The 24662-nt window shown below is 45.8% G+C and carries 19 protein-coding genes; 12 read left to right on the top strand and 7 right to left on the bottom strand.

The features are described 5' to 3' along the window. Positions 1–16: 16 nt before the first annotated feature. From susD to CSD97_RS08985, 7 genes are all read left to right on the top strand, one after another. Complete coding sequence (gene susD, locus CSD97_RS09020; protein ID WP_009036582.1) at positions 17–1693, top strand: starch-binding outer membrane lipoprotein SusD; 1677 nt, start codon at positions 17–19, stop codon at positions 1691–1693. Between the two features lie 39 nt (positions 1694–1732). Then, the gene (locus tag CSD97_RS09015) at positions 1733–2905 is read left to right on the top strand and encodes a SusE domain-containing protein (RefSeq protein ID WP_009036583.1); all 1173 of its coding nucleotides are present in this window, start codon (positions 1733–1735) and stop codon (positions 2903–2905) included. A 34-nt stretch (positions 2906–2939) separates the two neighbouring features. Further along, a complete protein-coding gene (locus CSD97_RS09010) occupies positions 2940–4397 on the top strand; it encodes a DUF5115 domain-containing protein (protein WP_009036584.1) in 1458 nt (485 codons plus the stop codon). A 100-nt stretch (positions 4398–4497) separates the two neighbouring features. After that, entirely contained in the window at positions 4498–5598 is a 1101-nt protein-coding gene (locus CSD97_RS09005; RefSeq protein WP_016273191.1) for a glycosyl hydrolase 53 family protein, read from the top strand. 69 nt (positions 5599–5667) lie between these two features. Next, positions 5668–7557 (top strand): glycoside hydrolase family 13 protein, encoded by a 1890-nt coding sequence (locus tag CSD97_RS09000; protein ID WP_009036586.1) that lies wholly within the window; start codon positions 5668–5670, stop codon positions 7555–7557. A 727-nt stretch (positions 7558–8284) separates the two neighbouring features. Continuing rightward, positions 8285–10045 (top strand): AAA family ATPase, encoded by a 1761-nt coding sequence (locus CSD97_RS08990; RefSeq protein WP_009036587.1) that lies wholly within the window; start codon positions 8285–8287, stop codon positions 10043–10045. A gap of 171 nt (positions 10046–10216) precedes the next feature. Next, positions 10217–12796 (top strand): alpha-amylase family glycosyl hydrolase, encoded by a 2580-nt coding sequence (locus CSD97_RS08985; protein ID WP_098032303.1) that lies wholly within the window; start codon positions 10217–10219, stop codon positions 12794–12796. Between the two features lie 12 nt (positions 12797–12808). Here CSD97_RS08985 and CSD97_RS08980 read toward each other — a convergent pair whose 3' ends face one another. After that, the gene (locus CSD97_RS08980; RefSeq protein ID WP_005835764.1) at positions 12809–13792 is read right to left on the bottom strand and encodes a GNAT family N-acetyltransferase; all 984 of its coding nucleotides are present in this window, start codon (positions 13790–13792) and stop codon (positions 12809–12811) included. 93 nt (positions 13793–13885) lie between these two features. Between CSD97_RS08980 and CSD97_RS08975 the strand changes: the two genes are divergently transcribed. The 5 genes from CSD97_RS08975 (at position 13886) to CSD97_RS08955 (ending at position 16800) form a co-directional block, all read left to right on the top strand. After that, positions 13886–14422: a nitroreductase family protein gene (locus tag CSD97_RS08975; RefSeq protein ID WP_005826354.1), complete on the top strand. Its 537-nt coding sequence runs from the start codon at positions 13886–13888 to the stop codon at positions 14420–14422. A 2-nt stretch (positions 14423–14424) separates the two neighbouring features. Further along, positions 14425–14760 (top strand): hypothetical protein, encoded by a 336-nt coding sequence (locus CSD97_RS08970; RefSeq protein WP_087332736.1) that lies wholly within the window; start codon positions 14425–14427, stop codon positions 14758–14760. 4 nt (positions 14761–14764) lie between these two features. Then, positions 14765–15562 carry a Rossmann-like and DUF2520 domain-containing protein gene (locus CSD97_RS08965; protein ID WP_087332735.1) on the top strand — a complete coding sequence of 266 codons (798 nt, stop codon included), beginning with the start codon at positions 14765–14767 and terminating at the stop codon, positions 15560–15562. A 79-nt stretch (positions 15563–15641) separates the two neighbouring features. Further along, positions 15642–16172, top strand: a complete 531-nt coding sequence (locus CSD97_RS08960; protein WP_005826358.1) for an HAD-IIIA family hydrolase — start codon at positions 15642–15644, stop codon at positions 16170–16172. 46 nt (positions 16173–16218) lie between these two features. Next, positions 16219–16800 (top strand): Maf-like protein, encoded by a 582-nt coding sequence (locus tag CSD97_RS08955; RefSeq protein WP_005835770.1) that lies wholly within the window; start codon positions 16219–16221, stop codon positions 16798–16800. Here CSD97_RS08955 and CSD97_RS08950 read toward each other — a convergent pair. From CSD97_RS08950 to pheS, 6 genes are all read right to left on the bottom strand, one after another. Further along, positions 16797–18989, bottom strand: a complete 2193-nt coding sequence (locus CSD97_RS08950; protein WP_005826360.1) for a tetratricopeptide repeat protein — start codon at positions 18987–18989, stop codon at positions 16797–16799. The genes CSD97_RS08955 and CSD97_RS08950 overlap by 4 nt on opposite strands. An 81-nt stretch (positions 18990–19070) precedes the next feature. Continuing rightward, complete coding sequence (locus tag CSD97_RS08945; RefSeq protein ID WP_005826362.1) at positions 19071–20096, bottom strand: porin; 1026 nt, start codon at positions 20094–20096, stop codon at positions 19071–19073. 74 nt (positions 20097–20170) lie between these two features. After that, a complete protein-coding gene (locus tag CSD97_RS08940; protein WP_085929901.1) occupies positions 20171–21430 on the bottom strand; it encodes a phosphoglycerate kinase in 1260 nt (419 codons plus the stop codon). A gap of 88 nt (positions 21431–21518) precedes the next feature. Beyond that, the gene (gene nth, locus CSD97_RS08935) at positions 21519–22193 is read right to left on the bottom strand and encodes an endonuclease III (RefSeq protein ID WP_005826369.1); all 675 of its coding nucleotides are present in this window, start codon (positions 22191–22193) and stop codon (positions 21519–21521) included. Continuing rightward, the gene (locus tag CSD97_RS08930; protein WP_005826370.1) at positions 22190–23386 is read right to left on the bottom strand and encodes an MFS transporter; all 1197 of its coding nucleotides are present in this window, start codon (positions 23384–23386) and stop codon (positions 22190–22192) included. Before CSD97_RS08930 ends, nth begins: the two co-directional genes overlap by 4 nt. Positions 23387–23492: 106 nt before the next feature. Further along, entirely contained in the window at positions 23493–24527 is a 1035-nt protein-coding gene (gene pheS, locus CSD97_RS08925; protein ID WP_016273196.1) for a phenylalanine--tRNA ligase subunit alpha, read from the bottom strand. Between the last annotated feature and the right edge of the window lie 135 nt (positions 24528–24662).

Below are 24662 nucleotides of genomic sequence, written 5' to 3'. Positions count from 1 at the left end.
TTAAATGTATATAAAGATGAAACATATATTTTTGAAAACAGCCCTTGCCGCCCTTCTGATAGGTGGAGTGGCAACGTCGTGTATCAACGACTTGAATATTTCGTCCATCGACCCGCAATCCAGTTCGTCTTATGAAGATATGGAATTGCTGGCGAAAGTTTACAGTACGCTGGGCCTGACAGGGCAAAAAGGTCCTGCCGGTAGTGGCGATATCAGTAGTGATGAAGGTGAAAGTGGATTTTACCGTACTACATTCAATTTGCAGGAACTCTGTACTGATGAATGTCTTTGGGCTTGGCAGACTGACACCGATATTCCTCAAATCACCAATATCGACTGGACGGCTTCATCTCCTCGTGTGCAATGGACATTCCAACGTTTGGCATTTGATGTGACACTTTGCAACTTCTATCTTACTAACACTGAAGATAAGGCTGATGACCCCAATTACAAACTTTATCGTGCTGAGGTTCGTTTCCTGCGTGCTCTTCATCTGTGGTATTTCCTTGACCTTTGGGGCAAAGCTCCTTTCAAGACTACATACGACATTTACGAGTTGCCGGTAGAGAAGGCCGGTAAAGACCTTTACGACTGGATTGACCAGGAATTGACCGATATAGAACCGCAGCTTGCTGAAGTGGGTGAGTTCAATAATTCCGCCAATTTTGGCCGTGCCGACAAGGGAGCTGCTTATATGCTTCACGCCCGTTTGGCCTTGAACTCGGAGGTTTATACTAAAGGTGCCGTGAAAGATTACCAGAAGGCTATCGACTATTGTAACTTGCTTGATGGAAAATACGAGCTTTCTAAAGCAGAGAAGAATGGCTATACCGGCTACGAACAGGTATTTATGGCCGACAACGATCAGAACGTACAAGCCATGAAAGAAATCATTCTACCCATTCGCCAAGATGGTGCCAAGACAAAGTGTTATAGTGGTGCCAACTATTTGGTAAGTTCCACTCGTATCACCGGAATGCCCTATATAGGTACTTCCAACGGCTGGAGTTGTAACTTCTCTCGTGCTGCTTTGGTTAAGAAATTCTTCTCTACTATCGAGGATTGTCCGCTTGCTACTGAGGCTGCTCCCAAAGATGCTACCGAAGCTGATATTATTGCGCTTGATAAGGCGGCAGGTACTACAACCAAAGATGTGCAGGCGAAAGCGAATGATGACCGTGCATTGTTCTATTCCGGTTGCGGTGGCGGACTCCGCAAATTGCAGGCCGATCAGATTGCAGGCTTCAATTCCGGTCTTTCTATCGTGAAATGGAGCAATATCCGCACAGATGGTGCAGCCACCTCACACAATGAATTCCCTGATGTGGACATTCCTTTGATTCGTTATGCCGAAATGTATCTGACCCGTGCCGAGGCTAAGTTCCGTTTGAGCGGTGACCCACAGCAGGCTCGCGATGATATTAAAGTTTTGCGCGACCGTGCAGGCGCTTCTACTCCAGCCACCATCACCGAACAATATATCATTGACGAATGGTGCCGTGAGTTCTATATGGAAGGCCGTCGTCGCAGTGACTTGATTCGTTTTGGCCTTTTCACAGGTGATGGGTACCTCTGGGATTTCAAGGGTGGTGTAGCCGAAGGCAAGAGCGTGGAAGATTTCTTCAACGTGTATCCTATTCCGGCTGATGACATCAATGGTAATAAGAACTTGACTCAAAACCCGCGTTACTAATAGAATAATTGTCGAATTTATTAAAATCGAAACAATAATATGAAAAAAATATTGTTAAGAATGTTGCTTCCCGTCCTTGCATTGGTGTTGGTCACCTCTTGTGAGAAGGATATAGATAGCAATCCTACATTCCACGAAAATACTACAGGATTTGTATTGAATATGCCTGCCAACGCAGCCAATAATGTATTGGACTTGCTGACTGCCGATGAACTCACTTTTACTACCAGCCAGCCGGATTATGGTGGTATACCTTTGAGCGTTAACTATGATGTGGAGATTTCCTTTGACGATTTTAGCGCAGAAGAACCTGTGTATAAGGTAGTGACAAGTTCCACTTCTACTTCCATCAAAGTGTCGGGCAAGAGAATGAACGATGCTGTAGTTACTATGTTCCAGGATGCTAATGAAGGTGTGGAATATCCTTCTAACGAGGTGAAAGACCTTTATGTGCGTTTGCATGCTAACGTGAATAAGTTGGAGTTGGGCAGTTGCTACTCTAACGTAATCAAACTGCAAGTGAAGGCTACCTATCAGGCCCCGAGCATCACGTTGCCCGAAAAGTTGTTCATTGCAGGTTCTGACATTGGTGAAGCTTGGAAGACTTGGAAGCCGTTTGCCGGTGTGTTCGGTCTGGACGGTAATTATTTTACAGTGGTATATATTGCCGACGGAGGCGCTTTCAAATGGGGTACTTTCGCTGAACAATGGTTGGGCTATGCCGATGTGAAGACTTACGCTGACGAGGCCGGAGCCGGAATCTCGGATGATGGTGGTAACATCAAGTTTGCAAAAGGTGGCTGGTATACACTTTGCTTCAAGGCTAAGATTAACGGTGAAGCCATTGACTATACTCTGACCGTATATCCTGCGGCTCTTTATATCATTGGTAATGCTACCGGTGGATGGGATGAAGCAAGTCCTGCCTTGCAGTTGACGGCTCCTGCCGATGGTAGTGGCATTTGGGTGTCTCCGGCATTTGTAGGCGGAGGCGAAATGCGCGCTTACGTAAAAGCTGGTACGTTCGAGTGGTGGCGCACAGAGTTTACACTCTTCGAAGGTAATGTATTCTGGCGTAATCTCAACATTCCTGACAGCTGGGCCAACGACAAGGGCTCTGATTACAGTGTGGTTCCTGCTGCAGGCCAGAAGCTGTACGTCAAGTTCGGTACTCCGGGTGTAGATGCCAACGAAACGGGTGAGGTGAAATAACCTGAATGATAATCTATTTTAAAAGAAAAACATTATGAAGAAAAATCAAATACTCGCAGGTATGTTCCTTGCCGGAATTACCTTAGGTGCTTGTACGGATGATTATACGGATTGGGCTAACCCCCAATCCAATTCTCCGGAGGATGCTGCTGCCAAATATGAGATTAATTATGCGGCGGGTACTGACGCTGCCATTGTGATGGACGATGTATATGCCAAATACGCTGATGATGCAGAAGGTCTTAAAGTAGATTCGGTTGTGATTGCTTCATTGTCAAGCAGCAATGCGAATATAGCTTCCATTGCCTTCAAAAGCGTAAATGTGAATGGCGTCGCCATTGATGCAGCGTTTAAAGACGGGAAGGTTAAGGTAAACACGTTGGAACTTGACTTGGCTGTTCGAAAAGCTTTTAACAGCCGTGCCCACGTGGAGCGTACTCTGGATGTAAATGTGGATGCCGCAGCCAAATTGACTACCGGTGAGGCTGTATCTACATCGGGTACTGCACAGGTGAAGTTGACTCCGGTTACTACTCCCGCTATCAGTGAGAAGGGATATTGCATGATGGGTGATTTCCAGAAATGGAATGCAAATGAACCTATTGTGATGGAGAAGATTGGGGATGGTCTTTACAAGGCAGTTGTGACAACTACTGCCGAGAAGTCTTGGTTCAAGTTCTATCGTGCTTACGATACAACGAATCCTTCTTGGGACGACGACATCAATCCCGGTGTATTGGGAACTTTCGAAGATGGCGATGTGGCGACTGAAAACTTCCTGACGTGGGTTGGCGATCCTTCTTGCCCCAGCCCACAAGCACCTGCCATTAGCGGCATCAATGATTTTATAGTTACGCTGGATGTTGTCAACATGAGCTTTAAAGTTGCCATCAAGACAATCGACCTCTTTATGACCGGCAGCAACTATGGTTGGGGTGATACATGGAAACAGTTAACTCCGATTCATAGTGCCGAAGGCGAATTCTGGACTATTGTATATCTGGAAGCTGGCGAACAGATTAAGTTTGCTCCGCAAGCCGGTTGGGGAAATGACTTTGGTGGCGAGGCAACGATTAATGACGAAGCCGGTGCCGGCTTGACTGCTGATGGCACCAATCTGTTAGCTAAGAATGCCGGTTGGTACTTACTGCACGTAGTGAACACAACCGACCGCATAGTCAATGTGCTTGCTCCGAATATTTATCTGATTGGCGGTACTGCTGCTGATGGTAAATGGGAGGTTGCAGACGTTAACAAGTTCACCGTTCCTACGGGAAAAGACGGCGAATTCGTTTCTCCCGCCTTTGGCGCTGCCGATGAAGTGCGTATGTGTGTGAACTTTGGCGGTTACGACTGGTGGAAGACTGAATTCATCGTTCTCGATGGAAAGATTGTATATCGTGGTAGTGGTAATGATCAAGAACGAGTAAAGGTTGCTGCCGGTCAGAAAGCTTACTTGAACTTTACTGACGGCATAGGTTCTTTCAAATAATCTTTTTTTTAAATAAGAATAAAGCCCTTTTTCTCGCAATGGAAAATACGAGGAAGAGGGCTTTTATGTTTTCGTTAAGCAATCATTTACAGATATTGATATGAAGACTTTTAGATTAATGTCCACTTTGTTTTTTCTGTTTGTATTGTGCTTGGGAATTCATGCACAGCAGCGTCTTCTTGGTGGGGACATCTCTTTGTTGCCAAGTTACGAAGAAGCAGGAACCGTATATCGTGACGAAGCAGGAAAAGCTGTCGCTCCCCTCGAATATTTCAAGGAAGAAGGTTGGAATGCCATTCGTGTACGTTTGTTTGTGGAACCGGACAGGGCTTCGGCAGAGCATAAGGGAGAAGGCGTGTGTCAAGATTTGGATTATGTGATGAAACTGGGGCAAAGAATAAAAAAAGCCGGGTATCAGTTTATGCTTGACTTCCACTATTCTGATACGTGGGCCGACCCTGGCAAGCAGTTCATGCCGTATCGTTGGAAAAATAGCGGTGTAGCATCGCTTCCCGACAGTGTCTATCAATATACCAGAAAAAGCCTTGAAGTGATGGTGAAAGCCGGTGCATGCCCCGACTTGATACAAGTGGGGAATGAGATAACCAACGGGATGATGTGGCCTGCGGCGAAGGTGGAGCCGCTTGGAAAGGATAACTGGGACATACTTGTAAAACTATTGGAGAGTGGTGCCAAGGCCTGCCGTGAAGTATGTCCACGGGCAAAGATTATTATTCATACAGAGAAGGCGGGCGAATGGGACAAGACGAAATCTTATTATAACCATTTGCGACAGCTCGATTATGATGTTATCGGACTTAGTTATTATCCTATGTGGCACAAAGCGGTGGGAGTTCTTGGTGCTACGCTCGATTCTCTCGCTGTAAATTTTCCCGATAAGGAAGTCATGATTGTGGAAACTGCCGCCTATTATTCGCATGAGAAAGACCAATGGGCAAAGAGTGCGGACCAGTATTCTGAGTTTTATCCCATCAGCACTGAAGGGCAACGTATCTTTACTCACGAACTGGTAGCCGAATTGCGCCGTCATGCCAACGTGACCGGCCTATTCTGGTGGTTTCCCGAAGAAAATGCCTGCGGAAATACGGTGACGGAAGGTTGGCTGAATCGGGGGCTTTTTGATAATCGCACTGGTAAATCGCTTCCGGCGATGAAGGAATTCAGTGGGTTTATCCGTTAACTTCATCCAAAGTCGTCAATGGATTGAATTGTATTCTAATTATAATGAACGCGCAAATCTAAAATAGATATGAAAACCAGATATTTTATTGCATTATTCGCTTTATGCTTGTGCCAATGGAGCGCTGCATGGCAAGGTTTATCTTCTGCTGATTTGGTGGAAGTAAAATCCACATCTTCAATAAAAGTAGAACCGGCCTTTTGGTGGTGCGGTATGAAAAATCCCCAACTGCAATTGATGGTTTATGGTGATGATATAGGCGCTTACAAACCTGTCATTAATTATCCGGGAGTTGTGCTGAAAAGTGTGCATCCAATGGAAAGCCCCAACTATCTGGTATTATACTTAGATGTGGAAGAGGCAATGCCGGGGAAGTTCGATATTGAGTTTGTGAAAGGAAAGAAGAAACTGAACTGCTCTTATGAATTGAAACAACGTCAAGGAAATGGTGATGAAAAGGTTGGATTTAATTCTTCTGATGTTGTTTATCTATTGATGCCGGATCGCTTTGCTAATGGCGATGAAAGCAATGACCAAATAAAAATGAATTATCCCTATGCTGTAAATCGTAAAGATGTCAATGCCCGGCATGGCGGTGATTTGGCGGGTATTATGCAACATCTTGATTATTTGGATAGTTTGGGAGTTACTGCCATCTGGACAACACCCGTGTTGGAAAATGATATGGGAGAAGGTTCTTATCACGGTTATGCCGCAACTGATTATTATAAAATAGACCCTCGGTTGGGGACAAATGAAGATTATGTCCGGTTGGCAGAGTGCCTGCATCGGCGTGGAATGAAATTGATAATGGACATGGTCTTCAATCATTGTGGAAGCAAGCATCCTTGGTTGCTTGACCCGCCAATGCATAATTGGTTTAATAATTGGGATAAGGACAAATATGTTGAGACCAATCATGATAAAACCGTCTTTTTTGATCCTTACGCCTCGGATATAGATAAGGAGGAGATGACAGATGGCTGGTTCGTTCCCACAATGCCCGACTTGAATCAGAGGAATCATTTTGTGGCTGATTATTTAATTCAGAATTCAATATGGTGGATTGAATATGCCAATTTGGATGGTGTACGTCAAGATACATATGTATATCCCGATCCGGACATGATGGTACGTTGGTGTCGAGAAGTGTTTGAGGAGTATCCCAATTTCAATATTGTGGGCGAAGTGATGATTCCTAATAATACGGTTGGTGCTGCATATTGGCAACAAGGCAGTTTGGTTAATGAGAAGGCCGATACGGGACTAAAGTCTGTGATGGATTTCCGTTTAAGGGAAGTGGCAAGTAAGGCTTTTCATGAAGAAACCTCCTGGAATACCGGTCTGCAACTCGTTTTTGAACATTTGGCTTATGACTTTTGCTATTCTGATATTAATAATGTGATGCGTTTGCTTGAGAACCATGATTCTGATCGTTTCTTATTGGAAACTCCGAGTTCTTTGGATGCCTATAAGCAGGCAGTTGTCTTGTTATTGACAATTCCTGGCATTCCGCAATTGTATTATGGGCAGGAACTGTTGATGACTGGTACTACAAAAATTGATTTTGGATATATACGTCCGGATATGTCGGGAGGATGGAAAGAAGATGCACTCAGTGTTTTCGAAGAGAGTGGGAGAACGGCTATACAGCAAGAAGCTTTCGGTTTTATGAAAAAGTTACTGCATTGGCGTAAGGGGAATGATGTTATTTCCAAAGGCAAGATGAAGCACTTTATGCCTCGCAACAATATATATGTATATGAACGTTCGTACAATGGGAAAAGTATATTGGTCGTGATGAATGGGGTAAATAAAGAGGTCGATTGGGATTTGGCTCATTATAAGGAGGTAATAGGAAATAAAACCGATGCAAGGAATGTGCTGACAGATACTGATGTGAAGTTAGGAGCAATTATCCGACTACAACCGAAAGAAGTGCTTATGCTTGAATTATGATTGCGTTGCGGATCAAATACTTTGTTTGTCTTGCTTCAGAAGACATTTTCAGGGCCAGCTAAGAGTTGAATGCAGTTTTACCCTCATGCTCTCATAATGTACTGCATCCCTTTATTCATCGGGCATATAGCTATGAGAGTAACCATGAGGGCAAGGCGTTACTATGCTTGATTACAGATGTTTGTTGTATTAAAACACCTTGTATGTCAACAGTTCACTATAGTGAGCGTTATTGTTCACGTAAATGAATAGTTCGGCTTACTGCCGAAAATGTGTGTTTTTGCACAAAACTCATATCAGAAATGTGAGAAAGTTCACGTTTCTGATATCAAAAACGTGAAATGCTATGTTTGGAAGAGAAGTATTTAAGCATCTGTCAGCATGGAAAGCAGACTTTGTGACATCTTTAGAACGACGAAAGATTCCTAACGAATTATCCGGCAATTATCTTTTTTGCATGGAAAAAGAATCAATTCACAGACAACGAATCTGCTGAATATTCCGTTATTCTTGGCAGACAAAACGAAAGAACTGCTTGCCATGCAAATTTTCCGTAACCTTACTGCTGTTTTCCATCTTGTTTATAGCCCTATGTAATCCTTGAGCAGGGCAATGACTCGAAAATCTGATGGCATGAAGAAGATAAAGTTTATTTCTTTTGTTATCTTTGTGTCGTTAACGGCAGAAAAGGACGGATTAAATAGAAAAAATAGCAGGAGGACAGCAGATGGACCCATTGAAATACATAGTACCCGGCAGAAAGAGACTTCCCTACGGCATGATGAACTTCGCGGATATCCGCCAAGACAATTATTATTATGTGGACAAGACCCGCTTCATCCCCATGATAGAGGAGGCGGACCGCTTCTTCTTCTTCATCCGTCCGCGCCGCTTCGGCAAGAGCCTCACGCTGAATATGCTGCAACACTACTACGACGTGCGCACCCGCGACAAGTTCGAAGCCCTTTTCGGTGACCTGTACATCGGGCAACACCCCACGCCGAGCCGCAATAGCTATCTGGTGCTCTATCTCAACTTCTCGGGCATCAGCGGCGAGCTGAACGACTACCGCAAGGGGCTGGACGCGCATTGCGGCATTACTTTCGAGAACTTCTGCAAGATATACGCCGACCTCCTTCCGCAAGATACTCTGGAAGGACTGCGTGCGGTGAGCGGAGCCGTGGAGCAGTTGGATTACCTCTATCAGGCTTGCGCACGTGCCGGACAGGATATGTATCTCTTCATCGACGAGTACGACCACTTCACCAACGCCATCCTTTCCAGTCCCGAAAGCCTGCACCGCTATACGGATGAGACGCATGGCGAAGGCTATCTGCGCTCTTTTTTCAACAAGGTGAAAGCAGGAACTTATTCCAGCATCAAGCGTTGCTTCATTACCGGCGTAAGCCCCGTGACGATGGACGACCTGACCAGCGGTTTCAACATCGGCACCAACTACTCCCTCGCGCCGAAGTTCAACCAGATGATGGGATTCACCGAGGAGGAGGTGCGCGGAATGTTGGCCTATTATTCAGCAAACAGCCCCTTCCACCACAGCGTGGACGAGTTGATAGAGATGATGAAACCGTGGTACGACAACTACTGCTTCGCGCAGGAATGCTACGGTGAAACCACGATGTACAACTCCAATATGGTGCTTTACTTCGTCAAGAACTACATTGATGATGGCAAAGCACCACGCAACATGATAGAGAGCAACATCCGCATTGACTACGAGAAACTGCGTATGCTCATCCGCAAGGACAAGGAGTTTGCCCACGATGCTTCCGTCATACAGACTCTCGTGAGTCAAGGCTTCATCACCGGTGAACTGAAAGACAGCTTCCCTGCCGTCAGCATCACCAATCCCGACAACTTCATCAGTCTGCTCTACTACTTCGGAATGCTCACCATCAGCGGCACGTATAAGGGAAAGGCAAGGCTCACCATCCCCAACATGGTGGTGCAGGAACAGCTCTATACCTATCTGCTGAATACTTACGACGATGCCGACCTGAGTTTCAGCAGTTACGAAAAGAGCGAACTTTCCTCGGCTCTGGCTTACGACGGCGACTGGCAATCCTACTTCGGCTACATTGCCGACTGCCTGCACCGCTATGCCTCGCAGCGCGACAAGCAGAAAGGCGAGTCCTTCGTCCACGGCTTCACCCTTGCCATGACTGCGCAGAACCGTTTCTACCGTCCCGTCTCCGAGCAGGACACGCAGGAAGGTTATGTAGATATTTTCCTCTGCCCGATGCTGGAAATCTACTCCGACATGAAGCACAGCTACATCGTAGAACTGAAATATGCCAAGTATAAGGATTCCGAAACCCGTGTGGAGGAACTTCGCCGGGAAGCCATCGCCCAGGCCGACCGCTATGCCGATACGGAAACGGTGAAGCGTGGCATCGGCGCCACCCGGTTGCATAAGATTGTGGTGGTGTATAAAGGTATGGAAATGCGTATCTGCGAGGAAGTAGGTTGATTGGCTACAAAAGTTTGTCATTCAGCTTTCATAAAACATGGTGGTACGGGAACATTTGCTTGCCATGCAAACGTTTCCGTAAGCTTGCTGCTACTTTTCTCTTGCGTTAATCGGTTTGCCCTTTCTTTTCCGGCTATATTTGTGAAGTGATAACTTTGAATACTTCATATTATGAAAATTATCAATCAACGTAAGATTTCTGTTTTATGGCATTTAATATGCTTCAGTTTAGTGCTGGCATTCACGGCATGTAGTGACGATAAAGAGGAGTTACAGGAGTATTTGACCCCTGCTTCTGGTAGTGAATCAATCTTTGAGCAAGGTTTTAGCTTTGGTGAAGCTGCTTCTTCGCAAAGCGTCAGTTTTGAGGCCGGGCAGCAGTGGACAGCCGAGCTGAGTGGTGAAGATACCGGTTGGTGCAACATCAGTCCGGCAAAAGGTACGTCCGGGAAAGCTACGATTATGGTTTCTGTCGGCAAGAATGAGACAGGGAAAGCGCGGACGGCACAATTGAATATTGTATCCGGTTCGAAGAAGAAAGAAATATCTGTCACTCAGGCTGCCAATGCGATTGTAGCTCCGGATGGTTTGAGTTTTACACCGGCAGCACCGGATGCCGACCAGTCCCTTGTAATTACTTTTAAAGCGGATGCAAAGTCTGCTCTCTATGGGCATAAAGGAGATGTGTATGTGCATATTGGTGTGGTCAGTGAAGGAACTTGGCTGTTCGTTCCGGCAGAGTGGACGGAAAACAAGGATAAATGTAAGATGACTTCAACCGAAGCCAACGTATGGAGCATTACGCTGAGCCCGAATATCCGGGAATGGTTTGGAAGCGGGAAGACACCGGTGAACCGGCTCGGAATAGTGATTCGCAGTGCAGACGGCAATAAGAAAGGGATAGAATCGGATTCCTTTGTTGAGGTGACCGACACAAAATATGAAGGTTTTGTTCCTGGTGAAATTAAAACTGCAGCAGTGCCGGCCGGTATGGTCGAGGGTATCAATGTAGTGGATAATTCTACGGTGACACTGGTACTTTATGACAAAGATGCGAATGGGAATCATAAGGACTTTGCCCATGTAGTGGGCGACTTCAATAACTGGACATTGGGCAATGACGAAAAATCGCAGATGTATCGTGATGATGCTTCCGGATGTTGGTGGATTACGTTGGCGGGGCTGGATGCTGGCAAAGAGTATGCTTTCCAATATTATGTAGGTACGAAGGCGGGTGAAGTGGTTCGCCTGGCTGATGCCTATACGGAAAAGATTCTTGATCCTGATAATGATAAATATATTCCGGCTTCTACCTATAACGAAAGTATGGCTTATCCTGAGGGAGGAGTAGGAATCGTTTCGACCTTCAAGATACAGAAAGACAGTTATAACTGGAAGGTCAATGACTTTAAAATAGCAAATCCTGAGCAATTGGTGATATACGAATTGCATCTACGTGACTTTACCGCCTCCAGCGACATCAATGGTGCAATGGGCAAGCTTTCTTATCTGAAGGCTATGGGAGTCAATGCCATCGAACTGATGCCGGTGCAGGAGTTTGACGGAAACGACAGTTGGGGGTATAATCCTTGCTTCTTTTTTGCGATGGATAAGGCTTATGGCACAAAGGCCATGTATAAGCAGTTTATTGACGCTTGCCATGAGGCGGGTATGGCAGTTATTCTGGATGTGGTCTATAATCACGCTACAGGAAACAATCCGCTGGCTAAACTTTATTGGGATGGTGATAAGACTGCAAAGAATAATCCATATTTCAATGTGGAAGCACCTCATCCTTATAGTGTGTTCCATGACTTCAATCATGAAAGCCCGTTAGTGCGTAAGTTTGTGAAGCGCAATCTGCAATTCTTGTTGAAGGAATATAAGGTGGATGGGTTCCGCTTTGACCTGACGAAAGGATTCACACAGACTTCTTGTACTGAAAGCACGGCATCCAATTACGATGCAAGTCGCATTGCTATCCTAAAGGATTATAATGCTGCCATCAAGGAAGTGAAAGAGGGCTCTTATGTTATCCTGGAGCATTTCTGTGATTCAAAGGAAGAAAATGAACTGGCTGCAGATGGCATGCACTTATGGCGCAACCTGAATAATGCCTATTGTCAGTCGGCTATGGGATATGCTGAAAATAGTTCTTTTAGCAGCCTTTATGAGAAAACACCTGCATGGGTAGGTTTTATGGAAAGTCATGATGAAGAACGCGCAGCTTACAAACAGTCGCAATGGGGTGAAGGTATACTGAAAACCGACCTTGATGCTCGCATGAATCAGTTGGCGCTGAACACTACATTCTTCCTTACTGTTCCAGGTCCTAAGATGGTTTGGCAATTTGGAGAGATGGGATATGACATTTCCATTGGGGAGAATGGACGTACGGGCAGGAAACCGTTGCATTGGGAGTATCTGGAGAATACTAACCGCAAGGAGCTGCACGATGTTTATGCGGATTTAATGAAATTGCGTAACGCCCATCCGGAATTGTTCGATTCAAGTGCCATCTTGACATGGAAGGTCGGAGTTTCTGATTGGGACAACGGTCGTTCATTGTTGGTAGAAAGTGTAACGGGCAAGCAGCTGGTTGTTATGGGCAACTTTACGCATAATGCGGTTGATGTAGCTTTCCCGGCAACAGCTGGTAACTGGACCAATTATTTTACCGGAAAGAGTGAAACAATAAATACACAGGTCAATGTACCGGCTCATGGATATGTAGTCTACACTAATTTCTAATTTCGGTAAAAATCATTCATACATCTTTATCAGCACCCGATTCAGCCAGTTCCAACGGAAACGGAACCAGCGTCGGGTGCTGCTTTGTTTTCCCCCGAAGCGGAGAACGAACTCACGGTAGCCATGCCTGCGGAAGGGAAGTCCCACGTCCATGAACTCTAAGTGGCGGTATCCGCGTTGTTTGGCATCATCCAGTGCTTTCCATACGGCAAGAATCCCCGGATATTGCAGGGCATAAGTCTTGCGCATGCCACCAGAGAACCATAGATAGGCGCTATCATCTGAATAAATGCATGCGCTGCCACCGATAATCTTCTCCTTATAAGTGACGATGAAGATTTTGCTTTGCTGCCCTTTTGTCAACTGGTTTTCGAGATGCTGAAAGAACTTGATGCTGGGGAAGTGGCGCCGTATCTTGGAAGAATATACGTGGCGCAACATCTGGGCAAAACAGAGAATCTCCTCTTTGGTACGTGCTTCCCGCACTTGGGCGCCGTTTTTGAGCCCTTTCTTTATTTGCCGGATACGTGACGGGCTGAAACGCTCTTCCACCTTTTCGACGCTGTGCAGCGAGTTGCGCACCCGCAGCCAATTGATGGCGATGTATTGGTTGTCCCGGAAAGATTTGTATCCGAACATGGCATTTTCCAGGTTGCGGAACTCGATGAGAAAAGAATCGCGCAATGCTTCATTGGTAAGCCTTTGCAGCATGTCACTGAAGATAATCTCTTTGTCTGCCTCGTTATTGAAATATTCTCCCGTACCGTACACCTCACATCTTTTGATGATGCCGGGTGGAAACATGCGGACACTTTTACGTATGGCGGCAAGCAGTTTCGCAACGGGCTTGTCATCTTCGGATGCCACAATGAGTATGGGGGTATACCCCGGAGTTGCCTCGTAGATTCGGAACAACTCTGTGGAATGGAAGGTGTTGGTGCCTGGCAGGTCAGGAACCTTGCTCCCACGGTAATATGTAGTGAGTTTCAAAGGCATGGTCTGCAAATTTAAAAAATAATCTCGTATCTTTGCAAAAATTATTGTTAATGTGTCGATGTGCACATTAGCATATTAGCACATAAAATCATTATGGAAAGTTTCAGTGAATTGATAAAAGCACGCCGCAGCATGCGGAAGTTTACAGAAGAAGAATTGACACAAGAACAAGTCGTTACTTTGATGAAAGCAGCCCTGATGGCACCCACGTCGAAACGCAGCAATGCATGGCAGTTCATAGTGGTGGACGAGAAGGATAAATTGAAGGAATTGTCCTATTGCAAGGAGCAGGCATCGCAGTTTATTGCCGATGCGGCACTGGCAGTAGTGGTTGTTGCCGACCCGCTGGCAAGCGACGTGTGGATAGAAGATGCCTCCATTGCTTCCATCTACCTGCAACTTCAGGCCGAAGATATGGGGCTGGGAAGCTGCTGGGTGCAGGTGCGCGAACGTTTTACGGCTTCCGGTATGCCTTCCGGCGAGTATGTGCACGAGGTGTTGGATATTCCTTTACAGCTGCAGGTGCTTAGTGTTATTGCTATCGGCCATAAGGGGATGGAGCGCAAGCCTTTCAACGAAGACAATCTGCAGTGGGAAAAGATACATATCAATAAGTACGGAGGAAAGTAACAGTGAGTGCAGCAAAAGCAAACAATAACCGTGATACATATAAGGCCACTGCCATCACACTGATTGTATTCGGCATTCTTTACTTGGTGGACAAATTGGTGCATTTTTCTGCAATCGGCTTGCCGTGGGTGATGAATAAGGATAATTTTCTATTGTATACCGCAGTGATTTTTTTGCTGTTCAAGCATGACAAGTCAGTGGGATTGGTATTGATAGGTTTGTGGCTGATATTGAACTTCGGGTTGATAACTGCCTTACTCGGTACGATGTCCGCTTATCTGCTGCCGTTGGCGTTGCTGGTATTAGGGACTATTCTGTATTGGTTGGCAACAAGATAAGCGTATGGCAGGAAGAAGTATAGAAGATACGTCCATTGCCTTTATCGGTGCCGGAAATCTGGCTACTAATCTGGCAAAGGCTCTTTATCGGAAAGGGTTTCGTATTGTGCAGGTCTACAGCCGTACAAAAGAATCGGCGCAGGAATTGGCACAGACGGTGGAAGCTGCATATACCACGGAGCTGCAGGCGGTTACGAAGGAGGCACAGCTTTATATCGTTTCGCTGAAGGACGCGGCTTTTGTAGAATTATTACCCCAGATTGTTTCTGGAAAGGAGAATGCTTTATGGGTGCATACAGCCGGCAGTATTCCTATGAATATTTGGCAGGGGCATGTAGTGCGTTATGGAGTGCTTTATCCGATGCAGACTTTCAGTAAGCAGCGTGAAGTGGATTTTGGACAGATACCGTGTTTTGTGGAAAGCAACTCGGAAGAGGATGTGCAGCTTCTGAAGGACATTGCTTCTGCCCTATCGGAAAAAGTGTATGAAGCAAGTTCTGAGCAGCGCAAAAGTTTGCATCTGGCGGCTGTGTTTACGTGCAATTTTACCAATCACATGTATGTGTTGGCTGCTGAACTGCTGAAAAAGTACGGGTTGCCGTTCGAGGCAATGCTCCCCTTGATAGACGAGACGGCCCGCAAGGTGCATGAGCTGGAACCGCTTGCCGCACAGACAGGACCGGCTGTGCGCTATGATGAGAATGTCATTGACGAGCATCTGCGGATGCTTGCCGATGAGCCGCAAATGCTGGAACTATATCGGGAGATTAGCGAGAATATACATCGGTTGGCAATAAGATAACCGGATGCCGATGCTTGCCTCTTTTGAACTAATGTTTTGCTGCATATAGGTATATTATAATGAACAAGAAAAAAGTGCAATGAGTACCATAAACTATGATTTGAAAAAGATAAAAGCCCTTGTTTTTGATGTGGACGGTGTGCTGAGTGCCAATGTTATCCCTATGAGTTCGGAGGGTGAACCTCTGCGTACGGTCAACATAAAGGATGGTTATTCCCTGCATCTGGCTGCTAAGCAAGGTGTGTTGCTGGGTATAATTACGGGTGGACGTACAGAAGCAGTCCGCAAGCGTTTTACCTCTTTAGGTTTTGAGGATGGAAATATCTATATGGGTTCTTCTGTTAAAATCCATGATTACCATGACTTCCGTGACCGTCATGGCTTGAAGGACGAGGAAATATTGTATGTAGGTGATGATATTCCCGATTTAGAGGTGATGCGTGAGTGTGGTTTGCCATGTTGTCCTAAGGATGCTGTGCCTGAGGTAAAGGCTGTGGCTCGCTATATTTCGTATGCAGAAGGCGGTTATGGCTGTGGTCGCGACATTGTGGAACAGGTATTGAAAGTGCAAGGGCTTTGGATGGCAGATGAAAAAGCTTTTGGTTGGTAGTTGTTTCAATCGTTAAATTGTAAATCGTCAAATCGTAAATGATATGATGTTAGATAATCTGAAGAAATATAAGGTGATTCTCGCCTCCAATTCTCCGCGAAGGAAAGAATTGCTGGCTGGTTTGGGAGTGGAATATGAAGTAAGAACTTTGCCCGATGTGGATGAATCTTATCCCGAGACATTGCGGGGAGCGGATATTCCTCTCTACATATCCAGGGAAAAGGCGGATGCCTACCGTGATATGATGCATCCGGACGAATTGATGATTACGGCAGATACCATTGTCTGGCTGGATGGACAAGTTCTCGGAAAGCCCAAGAATAGGGAAGAAGCCATGCAGATGTTGCGCGACATGTCCGGACGTACCCATGAAGTGTTTACCGGTGTGTGCATCACTACTACTGAGTGGCAACGCAGTTTTGCAGCGGCAACAGAAGTGCGTTTTGCTAAACTGAGCGAAGAGGAAATTGCCTATTATGTGGACAAATACCAACCCATGGATAAAGCCGGAGCTTATGGTGTACAAGAGTGGATTGGATTCATTGGGGTGGAAAACATATCCGGGAGTTACTATAATATAATGGGGCTCCCCGTACAGAGACTGTACAGGGAGTTGTTGGAGATCTAAACCAGATCCATCATTAGAGGGATATCTTTTTCACTGATTCCTTGTCTGACAAGTGTTTCTTTGTCTTTACCGAACATTTCTCTAAAAATCTCCTGCCCGCCATATTCCAAAGCTGCTTTACTGTAAAGTTCTGCAGCTTTTTCTATTTTGCCCGTTCTCCAAGCAACATGTCCGGCATTGAGATAGTCTGCTGCGAGTGGTTTGGAGGCGAGTATCTTTTCGTAATACTTCATTGCTTGCTCATACTTGCCGTTGACAAACGAACACCAGCCTATAGCACGCCATGCTTTGATACAATTGCTTTCGATGAAATCAAGCTTGAAGAAATATTGCAGAGCCTCTTCATATCTTTCCAGTTCGGCAAGGCAGCTTCCGGCGTAGAAAAGGATATTATGGTTTTCCGGCTGGATTGCCTCCACTTTCTTGTAGTATTCCAGTGCAGAGGCAAAGTCCCTTATCTGCCTGTAGCACGTAGCGAGATGGCGGATTGTCCAGACATGGTCGGGCTTTAGTACATCGGCTTTCAGGTAGGCGTCTATCGCTTCCTTATACCTCTTTTCCTTTTGCAGGCAATAGCCAGCCTTTTGGAAAATGTCTGCATTTGCATGGTTCAAGGCTATCAATTCCTTATAAAGCTCCAATGCTTCTGCCGGGTGTTCTTTGCGGAAGTGGAAATCGGCGATGGTAATCAGCAGCTCGGGTTTGCACAGAATATCTTTGAGTGCCGGGATACGGTGCAGGGCAATCTCTTCCTTGAAGATGTCACGGAACTCGTGTCTGCGCTGGCTTAACTTGAAGAAACGGTATAAGTCGTGGACATACTGGTTGCTGATGACATCCGGTCGTTCGGCATACTGCCGTAAAGCGGAAGATTTGCTTTCGTCCATGAGTGCATCCAAATCCTGGGAAGTCATCTGGCTGAGCATCATCGTACGCTGTGACTGTGGTATATGTGCCATTGTAAAGCAAAGGGAATACTTGTCACTATTGCAGAAGAAACCGGATTGGAGGATAAGGGAGAGGATGGCATTGTCTCCGGTAGGCTTGAATCCGAATTCCTTGATGATGCTGGAGTGATGCATGTCGAACGGATAGAACCAGTTGTACGGTTCCTTAAAGAACGGATAAGTCTTGAGTTGTGCAAACGTACTCATATAGACGTCAGCGCCTTCCAGCTGTAATTCGTTCATCTCCCGTATCTTGTCTCCCAGTCCGGAACTTTCAAAAGCTTTCTCCCAATCCGGATTAAGATCGTTTTCCTCAGGGTTCTCTTCAAAACCGAACTTCATGTTGCGCATGATGTTCACATTCCTCATCATCTCCGGAATGATTTCTTCACGCATCTTCTTGTCTATCTTTTCCGTTTCCTGGCTACGGAGCAGCTCGATGTAAATACGGTTCAGTTGCTTGCCGAAACTGCCGTCTTCGTTGAGCAGGGAAAGGCGGGCTGTCAATTCGGGATAAAGCGACAGACGGGTGGGATGAAAAAGAAGTGCGAAAGCGATACCTACCAAAGCCCGTTGGTTTACTTGCGTATTTGCATGCGTTACGGCGTCCAGCAACCATGAGAATTTGCGGGTATCGAAGCATTCCATCAGACTGAGCATGACGGCACTGGTGAACAGGCACAAATCATTGACGGGAAGCATTTCTGATTCCAGTAATCCTTTGGCTTGCTGTTCGTCTTCTGCAGACCAGTCACTGTTACTCCATGTGGAAAGGAAAAGAACCTGGGCGGTTTGTTCGTGCCGTTGCAGTACGGCGTCCATGCCTTGGTTATCCGGCATCAGCTGACAAACGGCCAGGTCATCAGGGAAAGATTCCAATACCTTCTGCAGTGCGGCAATATTGTATTCTTTGGGGAGGCGTTCCCGGTTATTGCGCAGGGAATGGTAATAGTGCGTGGAAACTCCGTCAAGGAGAGACAGACGTGCCTGGTCAGCGACTTCCCAAGTTTCGGTCAGAATCTGGCGATATAGTTTCTGTCGTTCAGGATCGTCGATTCCCTGGCGCATGTATTGCAGCATGTACTGATAGGATGTCTGAGCTTGTTCCAAGCGGTTGCGGAGTGTCCAGTCACCGCTGTTCCAAAGAAAGGCTTCCAGTTGGGATTGTGCTTCCTTCAGCCGTTGCTGCTTGAGTAGAGTAACGATATGCTGATATTGTTCTTGTATGGCTTGTTCGTTCATAAATCAGTCTCTTTTTGGGTATGTATCTTATAAAACTACAAAAAGGATGCCAAAAAGTTCATAAATTTCCATTTCCCCAGCTCAGAAACGAACTTGCAACTGTGCTTGAAGCAGGTTTGAGTTTTCTCCTTTATGGCGGTTACAGTATGTATACTGGGCTTGCAGACGGCATTTGGGATAGAACCAATACTGTACACCTGCTACATAATTGGTCTGTTTATCGGAAATAGTTTTATTTTTGTTGAAATAGTCATAAGAGGCTATTACGTCAAATTTGGGAAGCACATGGGCAGATACGGTTGCATAGTAACCGTCACTTTTAACGTGTCCGTCTTTTCCGGCCAAGTATTCTGTACGTACATCTACGGATTTTGTTTTGATGGTGGCACCTGCCGACCAGCGGTTTCGGGTGTAATTCTCTCCTATGGCTATGTCTGGATTAATGGAAGAAACGGCTACGGCGCATCCTTTCCCTTTAACAAAGGAACCGCCGACGGACAACCATTTCAATGGATGTACCATAAGGCTGCCTACAATATCTTTCTGATTGTTTTTATCTTTTAGGTTGATGCCTTGTCCGTTCATGATGGCAAGGTTATAAGTCATCAAAGAGTCGAACAAGTCTCCATAAATTAACAATCCCATATCACGACCGCTTGCAGAGCCATACAACGGATCACTGCCATTGATACCGGCCAGGTAATTGACGGCTTGAGAATAACAGTTTATTAATTCGACAAAGCAGGGAGACATCGGGTTCTCAATGGTATACATGGTTTTGAACTGTCCGATACGTGCTGTGAGTTGAGGGAGAAAGCGGTATTCCGTGTAGGCTTCCAGAATTTTTCCGGTATTGGCAAAGCTGTACATGAAGTAAGCCGACCATTTATCGGTGATTTTACCGCGCGCCATAAAGATAACTCTCTTTATATCGAAAGTATTGCTGGTACCTTCGCCCGCATCATCGTATGTATATCCCACTTGGGCATAGCCGGAGAGTGAAATGCGGTCTTTTAAAGTGTTGACTACATCATTCAGACAAGCATCTTGTGCTTTCAGGATGCATGTGGCTGATAAAAGGATGCAGGATAGTAGAATTCGTCTCATTATAGGGATGGATAGTAGTAAAAAAGGCAACCCTTTTTTCAAAGAGCTGCCTTTGGGTGTTATTTTGCTTGTTTTTATTCGTTGATAGCAGCGATACCCGGAAGGATTTTTCCTTCGATTGCTTCAAGCAATGCACCGCCACCGGTAGATACGTAAGACACGCCGCTTGCCAAGCCGAACTTGTTGACACAAGCTACAGAGTCACCGCCACCTACGAGTGAGAAAGCACCGTTCTTGGTAGCTTCTACGATAGCTTCGCCTACAGCGCGTGAACCGTGAGTGAAGTTCTCGAATTCGAATACACCCGTCGGACCGTTCCAAAGGATAGTCTTGGAGTTCTTGATGACATCTGCAAAGATCTTTTCAGTCTCAGGACCGATATCAAGACCTTCCCAGCCATCAGGAATTTCGTCAACCGGGCAGAACTTGGTGTTGGCATCGTTGGAGAAAGAATCGGCAATCTTGGCATCAACAGCCAAAACAAGGTTTACGCCTTTTTCTTTTGCTTTCTTCACCAGGTCAAGAGCCAAATCCAGTTTGTCATCTTCGCAGATAGAAATACCGATTTTGCCGCCCATGGCTTTGGTGAAAGTATAAGTCATACCGCCGGCAATAATCAGGTTGTCTACCTTGTTCAGCAGGTTTTCAATGATTTCAATCTTGGAAGAAACTTTGGAACCACCCATGATGGCAGTAAACGGACGTTGGATATCGTTCAAAACTTTATCAACAGCCTTTACTTCTTTTTCCATCAGGTAACCGAACATTTTGTTGTCCTTGTCGAAATATTTAGCGATCAATGCAGTAGAAGCGTGTGCACGGTGAGCGGTACCGAAAGCGTCGTTTACATAGCAATCTGCATAAGAAGCCAATTTCTTGGTGAATTCTTTCTGGCTTTCCTTAACAGCAGCTTTGGCAGCCTTCTTTTCTTCGTCTGTAGCATCTTCAGCCAAACCGCGGGGTTTGCCTTCCTCTTCAGCGTAGAAACGGAGGTTCTCGAGCAACAACACTTCACCCGGTTGCAGAGCAGCAGCCTTTACGGCAGCTTCTTCGCCCATACAGTCGTTAGCAAATTGCACCTCAACACCCAACAACTCTTCGAGATGCTTCAGAATGTGCTTCAAGGAGAACTTGTCAGCCGGGCCTTTCGGACGACCGAGGTGAGAACCGATAATTACACTACCGCCATCGGCCAAAATCTTCTTCAATGTAGGAAGAGCGGCACGCATACGGGTATCATCTGTAATGTTGAAGTTTTCGTCCAAGGGTACGTTGAAGTCCACACGAACGAATGCCTTTTTTCCGGCAAAGTTAAATTGATCAATTGTCATAATACTCTATTTTATTTAAAAGTGTTACTAATTTCTTTTTAGTGAGCGCAAAGTTAGCATTTATTTCTTTTTTTTGCTATGAAACCGTTGTTTATTCTTTGTCTTTGCCGCTCTCTTTGCTAACTTTATATTTCTGGCAGTAATATTTGCACATTAATTGCAAACCGCAGGTATCACATTGTGGAGTACGTGCCTGGCATACATAGCGACCGTGCAGGATAAGCCAGTGGTGAGCTATGGGGATGTCTGTTTCCGGTATATGTTTTACCAATTCTTTTTCGACACTGAACGGAGTTGTACATTTATCTGATACGAGACCCAGGCGATGGCTGACGCGGAACACGTGTGTGTCTACTGCCATAGCCGCTTTATTGAAAACAACGGATTGGATGACATTGGCTGTTTTGCGGCCTACGCCGGGCAGTTTTACCAGTTCTTCAAGGGTATCGGGTACCTCACTGTTGAATTCTTTCACCAACATCTGTGCCATGCCTACAAGATGTTTAGCTTTGTTGTTGGGATAGGAGACGCTGCGGATATACTCGTATACCACGTCGGGAGTAGTAGCGGCGAGTGCTTCGGGAGTAGGGAAGTCCCGGTAAAGGGCGGGGGTAATCATATTGACGCGTTTGTCCGTACATTGTGCAGAGAGAATAACTGCTATCAACAGCTCGAACGGATTGTCATAATGCAACTCTGTTTCGGCTACGGGAACGTTCTCCCTAAACCAAGCAAGGATTTTTTCATAACGCTCTTTCTTTCTCATCTTAATTTGTTTTTATGATAGTGAGGAGATACTTTCAGATTGAAATAGAAGATGGAGATAACCGTGAGGCAGGCTCCGAAAAAATATGCCATATCGAATGAGGTAATCTGTGCGATATAACCTCCTGCTGTCAGACCTATACCAATGCCTACATCCCATGAAGTCAGGTAGGTAGAGGTGGCTGTTCCGCGCTGGTTGTTGGGGGCCAGGTTTACGAACAGCGTATTGAAGGCGGGGAACATCGTCCCGAAGCCTACTCCCAATAGGAGGGCAACCATAAAAAACAATATGTTTGTCAGTTCCGGGACGGTCTTCATCAGTAGTCCGCAAGCGGACAATATGAAGAAACAGCTACATACCAGATATAGTCCTAAAGTTATGACTTGGGTGATACGTCCTTTATCCACTTGTTTGCCGGAGAACATACGGGACACTGCCATGCCGACGGCCATAAAAGTAAAAAACAATCCGGAATTCAAGGTAATTCCTATTTCTTTGGCATACATGGCTACATAAGTGCTTGTCATGCCATATGGTATGGAGAGCAATAGCAGTGCGATTCCTGCCGGGATACCTTTCAGCAGCACAAAGCGGTCCAATGAGATAGGTTCTCGTTTGACTGGTTGTTTGGGTGGGGTCTTGACGAGGCATGCGGCAACAAAACCGATAGTTCCTGATATGAGCGAGCAGGCAAAAATCGTTTCAAAGGAATATATGTCATGCATGAAAAGACCAATCATCGGGCCGAAGCTCATGGCTGTATTGTTCATCAGTCCATAATATCCTACGGCTTCGCCGCGACGGGACGAAGGGGTAATGTCAATCACAATTGTATTTCCCGCTACGGTCACCATTCCAAATGCAAGGCCGTGGACAACCCGCAACATGATGAATAAAGATAGGACTCCCGCTAACATGTAACCTGCGAAAATGGTGATAAAGATGAAGTATGCCACCAGATAAAGAGGCTTGCGGGCTAGCGTGTCGAGCAGGTATCCCGAAAACGGGCGTATGCAGAGCGAGGCAATGGTGTAGCATGACAAGATGACACCTACTGCTGCATTTCCGGTATGGAATACCTCAGTCAGGTAGAATGGAAGAACCGGTAGTATCAGATAAAAGGCAAAATACAAAAGGAAATTGGCAGCCAGGATAAGGCAATAGCCGGAAGTTACAAGTTTGTCTTTTGCCATAGCGAAAAATAGTGGTTAGCGATGAGTGGTTAGCGATGAGTGATTAATGATATGCTGAAAATGCGCAACTTATTAATCACTAATCACTAGCCGTTATTCACTATATTTAGTAAGCGCTCTCGAATTCTTTCAGGAAGCGTGTGTCATTTTCAGAGAACATACGAAGGTCTTTCACCTGGTATTTCAAGTTGGTGATGCGTTCTATACCCATACCCAGGGCATACCCGCTATACACTTTACTGTCTATTCCGTTCAGCTCCAATACATTCGGATCTACCATACCGCATCCCAAAATTTCTACCCAACCCGTGTGCTTGCAGAAGGGGCAGCCCTTGCCGCCGCAGATGTTGCAGCTGATGTCCATTTCGGCACTCGGCTCGGTGAAGGGGAAGTAGGAAGGACGCAGACGAATCTTGGTGTCACTGCCGAACATCTCTTGCGCAAAGAGCAATAAAGCCTGCTTCAAGTCGGTGAAAGATACATTGCGGTCTACGTACAAGGCTTCTACTTGGTGGAAGAATGCGTGTGCGCGGTAGCTGATGGCTTCATTACGGTATACACGTCCCGGACAAAGCACGCGGATAGGAGGCTGTGTAGTCTCCATAACACGGCTTTGCACGCTGGATGTGTGTGTGCGAAGAATGATGCTGTGCGATACGTTTTCTGTATCATTTTCGATGAAGAATGTATCCTGCATGTCGCGTGCCGGATGGTCTTCGGCAAAATTCATGGAGGAGAATACGTGCCAGTCGTCTTCCATTTCCGGTCCGTCGGCGATGTTGAATCCCATACGGGCAAATATATCGATGATTTCGTTTCTCACGATGGAAAGCGGATGGCGAGTTCCTAATTCTACCGGGTAGGCTGAACGGGTCAAGTCAATATCGTCACAGCCGGTATCCTGGCTTTCGAATTGTTCCTTCAAGGCGGCAATCTTTTCTTGTGCTTTGTTTTTCAGTTCGTTCAAGCGCATTCCCACCTCTTTTTTCTGTTCGGCGGCTACATTGCGGAAATCTGCCATTAAGTCATTGATGGCTCCTTTTTTACTGAGGTATTTGATGCGGAGTGCCTCTAATTCCTCGGCGTTAGCGGCTTTCAGCGCCTCTACTTCCTGCAGAAGCTGATTGATTTTAGCTATCATATCGTTGTTATCTTATTTATTTTCTAAGTTAAAAACGGTGCAAAGATACAATATTATCATTGTTTTGCCGCCAATTGGGGAAGATTATTTGGTGTCAGTGGTACAAAATTTCATGTGAAGAAGAAATGATAGAGG

Origin of the sequence: Bacteroides sp. AR29 (assembly GCF_900217715.1) — a bacterium.
Lineage (GTDB): Bacteria > Bacteroidota > Bacteroidia > Bacteroidales > Bacteroidaceae > Bacteroides > Bacteroides uniformis.
Note: the sequence above shows the minus strand (reverse complement) of the source record. Positions and strands in the feature narration are given on the sequence as shown.